Origin of the sequence: Streptomyces sp. HUAS 31, assembly GCF_028198125.1 — a bacterium.
Lineage (GTDB): Bacteria > Actinomycetota > Actinomycetes > Streptomycetales > Streptomycetaceae > Streptomyces > Streptomyces chartreusis.
In genome coordinates this window covers 5,386,221-5,398,874 of sequence record NZ_CP116353.1, presented here as the reverse complement: position 1 = coordinate 5,398,874, position 12,654 = coordinate 5,386,221, and the positions used below count along the sequence as shown (strand labels likewise).

The 12,654-nt window shown below is 68.1% G+C and carries 9 protein-coding genes; 4 read left to right on the top strand and 5 right to left on the bottom strand.

What is annotated here, in order from left to right; translation table 11 throughout:
• Nucleotides 1-7 precede the first annotated feature (7 nt).
• Nucleotides 8-1,474: a two-component system sensor histidine kinase CseC gene (gene cseC / locus PGH47_RS24110; RefSeq protein WP_443048528.1), complete on the top strand. Its 1,467-nt coding sequence runs from the start codon at nucleotides 8-10 to the stop codon at nucleotides 1,472-1,474.
• Nucleotides 1,475-1,513: 39 nt separating this feature from the next.
• Here cseC and PGH47_RS24105 read toward each other — a convergent pair whose 3' ends face one another.
• The 3 genes from PGH47_RS24105 to PGH47_RS24095 form a co-directional block, all read right to left on the bottom strand.
• The gene (locus PGH47_RS24105; protein WP_271665175.1) at nucleotides 1,514-1,948 is read right to left on the bottom strand and encodes a VOC family protein; all 435 of its coding nucleotides are present in this window, start codon (nucleotides 1,946-1,948) and stop codon (nucleotides 1,514-1,516) included.
• 59 nt (nucleotides 1,949-2,007) lie between these two features.
• Nucleotides 2,008-2,475, bottom strand: coding sequence for a helix-turn-helix transcriptional regulator (locus PGH47_RS24100; protein WP_271665174.1), 468 nt, complete (start codon nucleotides 2,473-2,475; stop codon nucleotides 2,008-2,010).
• A gap of 155 nt (nucleotides 2,476-2,630) precedes the next feature.
• Complete coding sequence (locus PGH47_RS24095) at nucleotides 2,631-4,211, bottom strand: MDR family MFS transporter (protein WP_271665173.1); 1,581 nt, start codon at nucleotides 4,209-4,211, stop codon at nucleotides 2,631-2,633.
• A 118-nt stretch (nucleotides 4,212-4,329) separates the two neighbouring features.
• On the opposite strand from PGH47_RS24095, the gene PGH47_RS24090 reads away from it, so the two are divergent.
• Complete coding sequence (locus tag PGH47_RS24090) at nucleotides 4,330-4,917, top strand: TetR/AcrR family transcriptional regulator (RefSeq protein ID WP_107904497.1); 588 nt, start codon at nucleotides 4,330-4,332, stop codon at nucleotides 4,915-4,917.
• 13 nt (nucleotides 4,918-4,930) lie between these two features.
• Here the strand turns inward: PGH47_RS24090 and PGH47_RS24085 are convergent, their stop codons facing one another.
• Complete coding sequence (locus PGH47_RS24085) at nucleotides 4,931-5,581, bottom strand: M23 family metallopeptidase (RefSeq protein WP_271665172.1); 651 nt, start codon at nucleotides 5,579-5,581, stop codon at nucleotides 4,931-4,933.
• A 373-nt stretch (nucleotides 5,582-5,954) separates the two neighbouring features.
• Here PGH47_RS24085 and PGH47_RS24080 point away from each other — a divergent pair, with 373 nt between their 5' ends.
• Nucleotides 5,955-9,035 (top strand): NACHT domain-containing protein, encoded by a 3,081-nt coding sequence (locus tag PGH47_RS24080; RefSeq protein ID WP_271665171.1) that lies wholly within the window; start codon nucleotides 5,955-5,957, stop codon nucleotides 9,033-9,035.
• Between the two features lie 135 nt (nucleotides 9,036-9,170).
• Entirely contained in the window at nucleotides 9,171-9,806 is a 636-nt protein-coding gene (locus PGH47_RS24075; protein ID WP_126902199.1) for an HAD family acid phosphatase, read from the top strand.
• Between the two features lie 94 nt (nucleotides 9,807-9,900).
• On the opposite strand, the gene PGH47_RS24070 is transcribed toward PGH47_RS24075, so the two are convergent.
• Nucleotides 9,901-12,426 carry an ATP-dependent Clp protease ATP-binding subunit gene (locus PGH47_RS24070; protein WP_030947794.1) on the bottom strand — a complete coding sequence of 842 codons (2,526 nt, stop codon included), beginning with the start codon at nucleotides 12,424-12,426 and terminating at the stop codon, nucleotides 9,901-9,903.
• Between the last annotated feature and the right edge of the window lie 228 nt (nucleotides 12,427-12,654).

The window sequence follows — 12,654 nt, the reverse complement described above, 5'->3', positions numbered from 1 at the left end:
GGGCGGCATGCGGGGGATGTTCAGACGGCCGGCCGCGTCCGGCGCGGCGAGTATCGGCCTCACGGATCCGGCGGAGATCGCGGGGCAGCGTGCCGACGTACATGCGAGCGGTGTCACGGGGTCACCTGCCGGTGGTCGCGGAGGCATGCGGGTGAGAGGCATGGGCGGCGGCCGGATCGCCATACGTACGGGGCTGCGGTGGAAGCTGAGCGCGGCGATCGCGCTGGTCGGCGCCCTGGTGGCGGTCGTACTGAGCCTCGTCGTGCACAACCAGGCCCGGGTCTCGATGCTGGACAGCGCGCGTGACCTCGCCGACGAGCGCATCCAGATCGCCCAGCGCAGCTACGAGCAGTCCAAGCGGCTGAACTTCCCCAACCTCACCATCGACGACCCGGAGCTGCCGGCGGCGCTGCGGGAGAAGGTCGAGGAGGGCAGGCGGGCGACCTACGTCACCGACACGCCGAGCGGCGCGCCCGACATCTGGGCGGCCGTACCCCTCAACAACGGGCACGTCCTGTCGCTGCGTACCGGCTTCACCGACCGCAGCGACCACATCCTCAACCGTCTCGACCAGGCGATGATCATCGGCTCGATCGCGGTGGTGCTCGGCGGCAGCGCGCTCGGAGTGCTCATCGGCGGACAGCTGTCGCGGCGGCTGCGCAAGGCGGCGGCCGCGGCGAACCAGGTCGCGAGCGGCGAGCCGGACGTCAGGGTGCGGGATGCCATCGGCGGTGTCGTACGGGACGAGACCGACGACCTCGCGAGCGCGGTGGACGCCATGGCGGACGCGCTCCAGCAGCGGCTGGAGGCGGAGCGCCGGGTCACCGCGGACATCGCGCACGAGCTGCGCACGCCGGTGACCGGGCTGCTGACGGCGGCCGAGCTGCTGCCGCCCGGCCGGCCCACGGAACTGGTGCTGGACCGGGCGAAGGCCATGCGCACGCTGGTCGAGGACGTCCTGGAGGTGGCCCGCCTGGACAGTGCCTCGGAGCGGGCCGAGCTGCAGGACATCCTGCTGGGCGAGTTCGTCAGCCGGCGGGTCGCGGCCAAGGACCCCGCCATCGAGGTGCGGGTCGTGCACGAGTCGGAGGTCACCACCGACCCGCGGCGCCTGGAGCGTGTGCTGTTCAATCTGCTGGCCAACGCTGCACGGCACGGCAGGCCGCCGATCCAGGTCACGGTCGAGGGCCGGGTCATCCGGGTCCGCGACCACGGCCCCGGGTTCCCGGAACATCTGATCGCCGACGGCCCCAGCCGCTTCCGCACCGGCAGCAGCGACCGCTCGGGCCACGGCCATGGCCTCGGCCTGACGATCGCCGCAGGTCAGGCCCGGGTTCTCGGGGCGCGGCTGACCTTCCGCAACATTCGCCCGCCGGGCACCCCGGACCCGGTGCCGGCCGAGGGCGCGGTGGCCGTCCTCTGGCTCCCGGAGCACGCGCCGACGGCCACGGGGAGCTACCCGCTGCTGCCGTAGCGGCAGCCCGGGTGGCTCACCGCGACCGGGTCCGAGGGCTCACTCGAAGGACTTGGAGAAGTCGAGCTCCTCGCTCCGCTCGGTCAGCGAGTACCAGTTGCCGTTGTCGTCACGGAAGATCGCCTCGATGCCGTACGGCCGTTCCTGGGGCTCCTGGATGAACTCCACCCCGCGTGATTTGAACGTCTCGTAGTCCCCGCGGCAGTCGTCGGTGTGGAACGCCCCGGCGCCGATGACCCCCTTCGCGACAAGCTTCTTCAGCGCCTCGGAGGACTCGGGGTCGAGGCCGGGTCCGTCCAGGCTCATCAGCGCGAGCTCGACGTCCGGCTGCCCCTTCGCCCCCACGGTGACCCACCTCATCTCGCCCATGGACAGGTCGTTGCGCACCTCGAAGCCGATCTTCTCCGTGAAGAACGCCTTGGTGCGCGCCTGGTCGAACGTCCAGACGGTGGTGATGCCCAGCCCCTTGATCATGACCTGCTCTCCCCTGCTCTGCCTTGCGGTTCCTTCCGTCACGTTAGGCAGGGGCTCGGTCAGCGCGCTTCTTCAGAGTTGCTGTCCTGCTGCTCTTCGGAGCCGCTGTCCTGCTGCTCTCCGGAGCTGGTGTCCCGCTGCCGGAAGCCGCCGGCCCAGAGCATCGCGTAGCAGCCGGGTATCAGTGCCGCCCCGCGTCCGACGTGCTTGTCCCGGTACTCGCTCGGTGACAGTCCGGTCCGTGCCTTGAACTTCGCGGAGAAGGTGCCGAGGCTGCTGAACCCGACCAGGTGGCAGATCTCCGTCACGGTCAGGTTGGCGACCCGCAGATACTCCTCGGCCCGCTCGATCCGCCGGTGGGTCAGATACTGGCCGGGTGTCTCGCCGTAGACCTCCTTGAAGGCCCGCACGAAGTGATACCGCGAGTACCCGGCGTGTGCGGCCACGGCGTCCAGGTCGAGGGCGGGGTCGGCCCACTCCCGGTCCATGGCGTCCTTGGCCAGCCGCAGCTGCCGCACCTTGTCCATACGGTCGATCGTGACACGCCCCACTGACAACGACGGCGGGCGCAGGGGCGGTGCAGGGCAACTGCCGGCTCCGGGCAAAGGGAAAGGCCCCCGGGCCATACCCGAGGGCCTTTCTCGTGCCGGGCGGGACGGTCCGCGCCGCCTCCGGGGCCGGCCTAGATGCCGCTCTCGACGGCCTCGGGCTTCGGGCCCTCGCCGCCCTTGAGCGGGACTTCCTTGACGAACAGGGCCGCGGCCAGCGACAGCACGGCGATCACCGCTCCCAGCAGGAACGCCGAGTGCGTGCCGGCCGACACCGCGTGCTGGTACGCCTCGCGCACCGCGTCCGGCAGCTTCGCCAGGCTCGCCGCGTCCAGCTGCGCCGACTGCTCGGTCACCTTGGAGCCCAGCGACCCGGCCCGCTCCGACATGACGTCCTGCACCCGGTTGTTGAACAGCGCGCCCATGATCGCGACGCCGAACGAGGAGCCGAGCGTACGGAAGAGGGTGGTGGAGGAGGACGCGACGCCCATGTCCTTCATCTCGACGCTGTTCTGCGCGACCAGCATGGTGATCTGCATCAGACAGCCCATGCCGAGCCCGACCACGGCCATGAACACGCCGGACATGAAGCGCGAGGTCCCCGTGTCCATGGTCGACAGCAGGTACAGCCCGCCGACCATCGCGACGCTGCCGACGATCGGGAAGACCTTGTAGCGCCCGGTGTTCGTGGTCACCCGGCCGGCGACCATCGAGGTGACCAGCATCGCCCCGAGCATCGGCAGCAGCAGAAGGCCGGAGTTGGTGGCGGAGGCACCCTGCACCGACTGCTGGTACAGCGGCAGGAACAGCGTCGCGCCGAACATCACGAACCCGGTGATGAAGCCGATCAGGGACATCAGCGTGAAGTTCCGGCTGCGGAAGATGTGCAGCGGCACCACCGGCTCGGCCGCCCTGGTCTGCCAGAACACGAACCCGACGAGCGCGGCGACACCGATGCCGATCAGCTCCATGATCCGCGCGGACGTCCAGGCGTACTCCGTGCCGCCCCAGGTGGTGACCAGCACGATCGAGGTGATTCCGACGGTCAGCAGGCCCGCGCCCAGGTAGTCGATCCGCGCCTGCGCCCGCTTCTTCGGCAGGTGCAGCACGGCACTGATCGCGGCGAGCGCCACGACGCCGAGCGGCAGGTTGATGTAGAAGGCCCAGCGCCAGCCCCAGTGGTCGGTGATGGTGCCGCCGACCAGCGGTCCGCCGATCATCGCCAGCGCCATGACGCCGGCCATCATGCCCTGGTACTTGCCGCGCTCACGCGGCGGGATCAGGTCGCCGATGATCGCCATGACGCCGACCATCAGACCGCCGGCGCCGAGTCCCTGCACGGCCCGGAACCCGATGAGCTGGCCCATGTCCTGGGCCATGCCGCTGAGCGCGGATCCGATGAGGAAGAGGACGATCGACGACATGAAGACGCCCTTGCGTCCGTACATGTCGCCGAGCTTGCCCCACAGCGGGGTGGAGGCCGCGGTCGCCAGGGTGTACGCCGTCACGACCCACGACAGATGCTCCAGGCCGCCCAGCTCGCCCACGATCGTCGGCATCGCGGTGCCCACGATCATGTTGTCGAGCATCGCCAGCATCATCGTGATCATCAGCGCCAGCAGTACGACCCGTACGCTCTTCGGCTGCTTGTCGGCCGGATCGGCTTGCTTCGCCTGATCCGCCGATCCTGTGTCCACTGCCAATGTGTCCGCCATGATTCCCACTCCCCCAGCTACTTACTTGCCGCCCGGCTAGTTGCCTACACTGAAGGAAGGTAGATGCGTAACTAGCCGGGCGTCAAGTAAGTTTTCTGGAAAGCCGAGAAGCACGAGGATGGGTGGCACCATGGACGGCACCAAGCAGCGGCGCCGCGGGAACACCCGCCAGCGCATCCAGGACGTAGCCCTCGAACTCTTCGCCGAGCAGGGCTACGAGAAGACCTCACTGCGCGAGATCGCCGAGCGCCTGGAGGTCACGAAGGCGGCCCTGTACTACCACTTCAAGACCAAGGAAGAGATCATCGTCAGCCTCTTCGAGGATCTGACGAAGCCGATCGAGGAACTGATCGACTGGGGCAGGCAGCAGCCGCACACCCTGGAGACCAAGCAGGAGATCGTACGCCGCTACAGCGAGGCCCTGGCCGGCGCGTCGCCCCTGTTCCGCTTCATGCAGGAGAACCAGGCGACCGTCCGCGAGCTGAGCATCGGCGAGACGTTCAAGGACCGCATGCTCGGCATGCGGGACATCATCATCGACCCGGACGCCGACCTGGTGGACCAGGTGCGCTGCATCAGCGCCCTGTTCACCATGCACGCCGGGATGTTCGTGATGAAGGACCTCGAAGGCGACCCCGAGGAGAAGCGCAAGGCCATCCTCGAGGTCGCCACGGATCTGATCACTCAGGCACACAAGGGCGCCTGACCGGCTCAGCGCCTCAGATCGAGAGGCCGTTGGCCCGAAGGAAGGCCACGGGGTCGACGGCGGAGCCGTAGTTGGCGGTCTTGCGGATCTCGAAGTGCAGGTGCGGACCGCTGGAGTTACCGGTGTTGCCGGACTTGGCTATCTTCTGGCCGGTCTTGACGACCTGGCCGATCTTCACGTCGATGCGCGACAGGTGGGCGTACTGGGAGAAGGTCCCGTTGCCGTGCTTGATGACGATGGCGTTGCCGTACGCGGGACCGTCACCGGCGCCGTTGCCGCCGGCCTTGACGACGGTGCCGCCGTGCGCGGCGACGACCTGGGTGCCGGTCGGGACGGCGAAGTCCTGACCGCTGTGGGTGGACTGCCACATGCCGCCGGCCTGCGCGAAGCTGGCGGACTTCGTGTACTTCTTGACCGGCTTGACCCAGGAGACGGCCTTCTTGGCCGGGGCCTTCTTCGCGGCGGCCTTCTTGGCGGCCGCCTTCTTCACGGCGACGGTCTGGGCCTGCACGGCGGCGGGAGCGGCGGGGGCGGAGGTCATCTCAGCAGCGACCGCGCCTCCGGCGCCCAGCACGACCGATGCTCCCAGTCCGGCGGCCAGCACAGCAGCACGGGTGCGGAGCGCGGACGTACGGGGCGAACGGAACGAGAAGCGCGGGGACATTCGAAACCTCACGGGTACGACGACAGGGAAAACCACCCGACACATGCGGTCGCCGGATGGCCATCCCTTGGTAACCCCGCCGGACCCCAACCCCAAAACCCCCCAACTACGACGAGGGCTAGTACTCCGCAGCAAAAATCCCCGCATCTTGACAGAGCGCCCAATACGGACGAACTAGGGTCAACGCCAAAACCGCCCGCCAGTTTTCATATCTAAAGTCCGTTTTGCCCTTCAGAATCCTTTCCACTATTCCCGCTAGTAACGGACAAATCGCCTGTGCGGCATGTCACCGCCCTACGCAATCGGAAGACCCCGGAATGTGACGGGCACTACGCTGCTGTTCCGTCTGGGAGGGCACTCAGGGGGAGGCCGCGTGGATCCGACGGTCATCGGCACGAAAATCGCGTCCGGTCTGGTCGGCCCGCTGGTGAAAAGGCTGTTCGTGCAGGCAGGACCGGGTGCCGGCCTGGTCGACCGGCCCGTACGGCTGTCGGCGCTGGTCTCGTTCCGGGGCGAGAAGCGCAAGCTCGGCGACAAGGAGTTACGCAGACTCGTCCGCGAGCTGGTGGAGAGGGCGGCACGCGAGACACGCGAGGCACCCCTGGACGAGGCCGAGCTGGAGGCAGTCGCGTGGGCGCTGCTGCGGACCCTGCACTCGCTCGGCGATCTGGACCTCGACGACCTGGAGGCCGTACGGCTCGGCTACGAGGCGCTGGCCGACAAGCTGCACACAGAGGCGGGCGGCGACCGGCTGCTGAGGGACCTCAGCCACGACTCCACGTTCCTCTACTTCCACCTCCTCAACAGCGCCTGCGTGCACATCCTGCACTTCTTCACCCAGCGCTCGACCTTCGTGGCCCGCACCCTGGTCGAGCAGAGCCGGCAGCTGGACCAGCTGATCCGGCTCACCGACCTCCTGGTCGAGCGCCTGACCTCGCGCTCCGCACAGGACGCGGCCTTCGAGCAGCAGTACGCGCACTACCTCGCGACCAGGCACAGCCGGCTCACCATCTACGGCGTCGATCTGAACGAATGCGCCGACTGGCCGCTCGACACGGCGTATCTGAGCCTGGAGGCGACGCGGGCCGGGGAGATCCACGCGCTGCCGGAGGACGGGGCCGGGCTCGGCCGGCCGTCGCCCACGCCCAGGCCCGTCGAGCAGGCGCTCGCCGGGCACGAGCGGGTGCTGCTGCGCGGCGTCGCCGGGTCCGGCAAGACCACGCTCGTGCAGTGGCTCGCCGTCACCACCGCCCGCCAGGAGGAGCTGACCGGCCGGCTCGCCCACCTCATGGGCCGCGTGCCCTTCGTCCTGCCGCTGCGCACCCTCACCCGGGGCGGCGCCCTGCTACCCGTTCCCGGTGACTTCCTCGGCTCGGTCAGCTGCCCGCTGGCCGGCTCCCAGCCGTCCGGCTGGGCGGACCGGGTGCTCGCCGCCGGACGGGGGGTGCTGCTGGTCGACGGCGTCGACGAGGTCCCCGAGCAGGAGCGGGCCCGCACCCGGCGCTGGCTCGCCGACCTGCTCGCCGCGTTCCCCGGCAACCTGTGGCTGGTGACCTCGCGTCCGTCGGCGGTACGGGACGAGTGGCTGGGCGGCGAGGACTTCACCGAGCTCACCCTCTCCCCCATGAGCCGCGACAACATCGCGGTGTTCGTGCGCCGCTGGCACGAGGCGGCGGGCGCCGACCCGGCCCTGGGCGCGGCACTGCTGTCGTCGGTGCGGACCAAGCAGGATCTCGGGCGCCTGGCGACCAACCCGCTGATGTGCGCCCTGATCTGCGCCCTGCACCGCGAACGCCGGGGCTTCCTGCCACGCGGCCGCAAGGCGTTGTACGACGCCGCACTGTCGATGCTCCTGGAACGCCGGGACCGCGAACGCGACCTGAGCGTCGAACTGGACGAGGAGTCCCAGGTCGAGCTGCTCCAACGGCTCGCCTACTGGCTGATCCGCAACGGCCGGGCGGAGATGGACCGCGCGGACGCCGTCCACCAGCTGGAACGCCTGCTGCCTGCCATGCCGTACGTCGCCGCCCAGGGCTCGGCCGAGGAGATCCTGCGGCATCTGCTGGTCCGCAGCGGGCTGCTGCGCGAACCGGCCACCGACACCGTGGACTTCGTCCACCGCACCTTCCAGGACCACCTCGGGGCACGGGCCGCCGTGGAGGAACGCGACTTCGACGTCCTCGTCGCCCATGGCCACCTGGACCAGTGGGAGGACGTGATCCGGATGGCGGTGGCCCATGCGCGGGCGGACGAGCGGGGGCGGCTGCTCACGGGACTGGTCGAACGGGGCGACCGGGAGCCGGCCCATCGCGGCCGGCTCCATCTGCTGGCCATGGCATCCCTGGAACATGCGGCGAAGCTGGATCCGGGGGTGCGGGCGGAGGTGGAACGACGGGCGGGGGAGCTGCTTCCGCCGCGCAATCAGGACGAGGCGCGGGAGCTGGCCGAGTTGGGACCCCTGGTGCTGGAGTTGCTGCCGGGTCCGGAAGGGCTGAGCGACCAATCCGCGGCGTACACCGTCGAGAGTGCATGTCTGATCGGCGGGGATGCCGCGCTGCCGTGCGTGGTGCGGTACCGGGACCACGAGAGTGGAGTGGTTCGCAATCAACTGGGCTTCCACTGGGACAGGTTCGACACCGAGACGTACGCGAATGAGATCATCCGTCACCTGCTGGAGGCGGGTAGGACGGACATCACCGTCCACACGCCGGATGAGCTCGCGAGGCTCAGTCGGCTGGGAAGCTACAGCGACGTCACTCTGTCCGGCGACTTCAGCCCTGCTCAGATCCGGAACTCGCTCGACGGGCAGAAGCTCAGGAATCTGGCATTACTGCACAGCCCCGTCTCCGACCTCGGTTTCCTCGAGCCCTATCAGAACCTTGACAGGCTCCATCTTCAGGACTGCCCACAGGTTTTGTCCCTTGCCACACTGCCCGCGATGCCCCTGAGAGTGCTGATCCTGAATCAGCTCCCAGGTCTCGATGACATCAGCACCCTGCGCGCGTTCGCCGGAGCTTCTCTGGAATGCCTCTTCCTGCCTCCGAACGCGCGTGGCCTCTCCGCACTGGCCGGATTCCCCTCACTCAACGAACTCCGGCTGATGCTGGATGCCCCCGTCAGCCCCGAGGACTGGCACTTCGTCACGTCCCTGCCGAAGCTCGTCAGCCTGTTCCTGAATCCCGACGAGCTCACCAATCTCGCGAGGCATGGCATCCGTCTGGAGAAACTGCAGACCGTCAACCTGGCCCTCAAGGGCAGGCCGTCGGCCGATCTACGAGACGCCGTCACGGTGTTCCCCGAAATGACCACCTTGATCGTGTTCTTCGCCGAGGAGCTCGACCTGGCTCCGCTTTCGGCGCACCCCCGCCTGACCCGCGTGAAGACATTCACTGCACGCCTTCGCAACGCGGACAAACTTCCCGACCACATCAAACTCAACAAGATCGAGGACTGAGCGGCAGGCAACAAGTGACGCACACCTCTAGCGACTTACCCTTCAGTAACCTTACCGTTCCCCTCACGCCACCCCCACCCACGACCATGCACGCGACAACAACAGAGCGCACGTGACGTGAGAGGAACCCCCCACATGACGCTTCGCCAGCCCTGGGCGCGCCGTATAGCGGTCGGCACTGTTTCCGCGGCCGCCCTCGTGGCCCTCGCGGTCCCCGCCGAAGCGGCCACGGCCGCGAGCACCTCGACCACCGCCACCGCCACCGCGGCGGCCGAGGATGTGGACTACGACACCTGGCAGAAGGACTGCCAGGCGGTCATGAACCAGGCACTGCCCTATCTGAAGCAGCGGATCGCCGACACCAAGCCGGGTGAGAAGCAGGCGGTCGTCTTCGACATCGACAACACGACCCTGGAGACGGACTTCGGCTTCAGCTACCCGCAGCCGGCCAACAAGCCGGCCCTGGAGGTGGCCAAGTACGCCCAGGAGCACGGCGTCTCGGTGTTCTTCGTGACGGCGCGCCCGGGCATCATCGCCGGGGTGACCGACTACAACCTCAAGTACGTCGGCTACAAGGTCTCCGGCCTGTACGTGCGCGGCTTCTTCGACCTGTTCAAGAACGTCGCCGACTACAAGACGGCCCAGCGCGTCGACATCGAGAACAAGGGCTACACGATCATCGCGAACATCGGCAACAGCGCCACCGACCTGTCGGGCGGCCACGCCGAGAAGACGTACAAGCTGCCGGACTACGACGGGCAGCTTTCCTGACGAAGCACGAGGCACAAGCCACGAGGCACACAGAAGGGGCTGCCCCGGGACCAAGTCCCGGGGCAGCCCCTTCTGCTCAGGCCCAGCGCGGCGGCTAGGCCTCCTTGCTCAGGTTCGGTCCGGTACCACCGGCCGCCTGCTCGATCGGCGGGACGTCCGGCAGCGCCGACTTCTCCTCACCGCGGAAGGTGAAGGTCTTGGTCTCGCCCTCGCCCTCCGTGTCGACGACCACGATGTGACCGGGACGCAGCTCGCCGAAGAGGATCTTCTCCGACAGCGAGTCCTCGATCTCGCGCTGGATCGTGCGGCGCAGCGGCCGCGCGCCCAGCACCGGGTCGTAGCCCTTCTTGGACAGCAGCTCCTTGGCGGACTGGGAGAGCTCGATGCCCATGTCCCGGTCCTTCAGGCGCTCGTCGACCTTGCCGATCATCAGGTCGACGATCGCGAGGATGTCGTCCTGGGTCAGCTGCGGGAAGACGACCACGTCGTCGACGCGGTTGAGGAACTCGGGCCGGAAGTGCTGCTTGAGCTCGTCCTGGACCTTGTTCTTCATGCGCTCGTAGTTGGACTTCGTGTCACCCGAGGCCGCGAAGCCCAGGTTGAAGCCCTTGGAGATGTCCCGGGTGCCGAGGTTGGTCGTCATGATGATGACCGTGTTCTTGAAGTCCACGACCCGGCCCTGGGAGTCGGTCAGACGACCGTCCTCCAGGATCTGCAGCAGCGAGTTGAAGATGTCCGGGTGGGCCTTCTCGACCTCGTCGAAGAGGACGACGGAGAACGGCTTGCGGCGGACCTTCTCGGTCAGCTGGCCGCCCTCTTCGTAGCCCACGTAGCCGGGGGGCGAACCGAAGAGACGCGACACCGTGTGCTTCTCGCTGAACTCCGACATGTCGAGGGAGATCAGCGCGTCCTCGTCACCGAAGAGGAACTCGGCGAGCGCCTTGGACAGCTCGGTCTTACCGACACCGGACGGGCCGGCGAAGATGAACGAGCCACCGGGACGCTTCGGGTCCTTCAGACCGGCACGCGTGCGGCGGATCGCCTTCGACAGCGCCTTGACGGCGTCCTTCTGGCCGATGACCCGCTTGTGGAGCTCGTCCTCCATGCGCAGCAGACGCGAGGACTCCTCCTCGGTCAGCTTGAAGACCGGGATGCCGGTGGCGGTCGCGAGGACCTCGGCGATCAGCTCGCCGTCGACCTCGGCGACGACGTCCATGTCGCCGGCCTTCCACTCCTTCTCGCGCTTGGCCTTGGCGGCCAGGAGCTGCTTCTCCTTGTCGCGCAGCGAAGCGGCCTTCTCGAAGTCCTGCGAGTCGATCGCGGACTCCTTGTCGCGGCGCACGCCCGCGATCTTCTCGTCGAACTCGCGCAGGTCCGGCGGCGCGGTCATCCGGCGGATGCGCATCCGGGAGCCGGCCTCGTCGATCAGGTCGATCGCCTTGTCCGGCAGGAAGCGGTCCGAGATGTACCGGTCGGCCAGGGTGGCGGCCTGGACCAGCGCCTCGTCGGTGATGGAGACGCGGTGGTGGGCCTCGTACCGGTCACGCAGACCCTTGAGGATCTCGATCGTGTGCGGCAGGGACGGCTCGGCGACCTGGATGGGCTGGAAGCGGCGCTCGAGGGCCGCGTCCTTCTCCAGGTGCTTGCGGTACTCGTCCAGCGTCGTCGCACCGATGGTCTGCAGCTCACCGCGCGCCAGCATCGGCTTCAGGATCGAAGCGGCGTCGATGGCGCCCTCGGCGGCACCCGCACCGACCAGCGTGTGCAGCTCGTCGATGAACAGGATGATGTCGCCGCGGGTGCGGATCTCCTTGAGGACCTTCTTCAGGCGCTCCTCGAAGTCACCGCGGTAGCGGGAGCCGGCGACCAGCGCGCCGAGGTCCAGGGTGTAGAGGTGCTTGTCCTTGAGGGTCTCGGGCACCTCGCCCTTGACGATGGCCTGGGCGAGGCCCTCGACGACGGCGGTCTTGCCGACGCCGGGCTCACCGATCAGGACCGGGTTGTTCTTGGTACGGCGGGACAGCACCTGCATGACCCGCTCGATCTCCTTCTCGCGCCCGATGACCGGGTCGAGCTTGGACTCACGAGCGGCCTGGGTGAGGTTCCGGCCGAACTGGTCGAGGACCAGGGACGTCGAGGGGGTGCCCTCGGCAGGCCCGCCGGCGGTGGCGGTCTCCTTGCCCTGGTAGCCGGAGAGCAGCTGGATGACCTGCTGCCGCACCCGGTTGAGATCAGCGCCCAGCTTGACCAGGACCTGGGCGGCGACGCCCTCGCCCTCACGGATCAGGCCGAGCAGGATGTGCTCCGTGCCGATGTAGTTGTGACCCAGCTGAAGGGCCTCGCGGAGCGACAGCTCCAGGACTTTCTTGGCACGGGGGGTGAAGGGGATGTGCCCGGACGGGGCCTGCTGCCCCTGCCCGATGATCTCCTCCACCTGCTGGCGGACCGCCTCGAGCGAAATCCCGAGGCTCTCAAGGGCCTTGGCGGCGACACCCTCACCCTCGTGGATCAGGCCCAGGAGGATGTGCTCGGTGCCGATGTAGTTGTGGTTGAGCATCCGGGCTTCTTCCTGAGCCAGGACGACAACCCGCCGCGCGCGGTCGGTGAACCTCTCGAACATCGTTAATCGCTCCTCAGAGCGGTCAGGCAGTGGGGGGAACTTCCCCTCCCTGTCCTTCCGCAGCTTAGTCCCGCAAGCGGGGACCGCTCATTCCAACTGCCGACACCGTCGATGGCCTCCTGACCCCGAACGCCGACATCTGCTCCAACCCGATGGTGCGAGACGATGTTCCCGCAGGCCAGGCAGTTACCCTCACCATCAGTACGCCGATGGCGAACGTGAGACTCA

Bases quoted from the DNA above. Each gene is read 5' to 3' on its own strand.
- PGH47_RS24090 (WP_107904497.1), top strand. From the start codon at position 4,330: ATGGGTGGCACCATGGACGGCACCAAGCAGCGGCGCCGCGGGAACACC.
- cseC (WP_443048528.1), top strand. From the start codon at position 8: ATGCGGGGGATGTTCAGACGGCCGGCCGCGTCCGGCGCGGCGAGTATC.
- PGH47_RS24105 (WP_271665175.1), bottom strand. From the start codon at position 1,948: ATGATCAAGGGGCTGGGCATCACCACCGTCTGGACGTTCGACCAGGCG.
- PGH47_RS24070 (WP_030947794.1), bottom strand. From the start codon at position 12,426: ATGTTCGAGAGGTTCACCGACCGCGCGCGGCGGGTTGTCGTCCTGGCT.
- PGH47_RS24075 (WP_126902199.1), top strand. From the start codon at position 9,171: ATGACGCTTCGCCAGCCCTGGGCGCGCCGTATAGCGGTCGGCACTGTT.
- PGH47_RS24100 (WP_271665174.1), bottom strand. From the start codon at position 2,475: ATGGACAAGGTGCGGCAGCTGCGGCTGGCCAAGGACGCCATGGACCGG.
- PGH47_RS24085 (WP_271665172.1), bottom strand. From the start codon at position 5,581: ATGTCCCCGCGCTTCTCGTTCCGTTCGCCCCGTACGTCCGCGCTCCGC.
- PGH47_RS24095 (WP_271665173.1), bottom strand. From the start codon at position 4,211: ATGGCGGACACATTGGCAGTGGACACAGGATCGGCGGATCAGGCGAAG.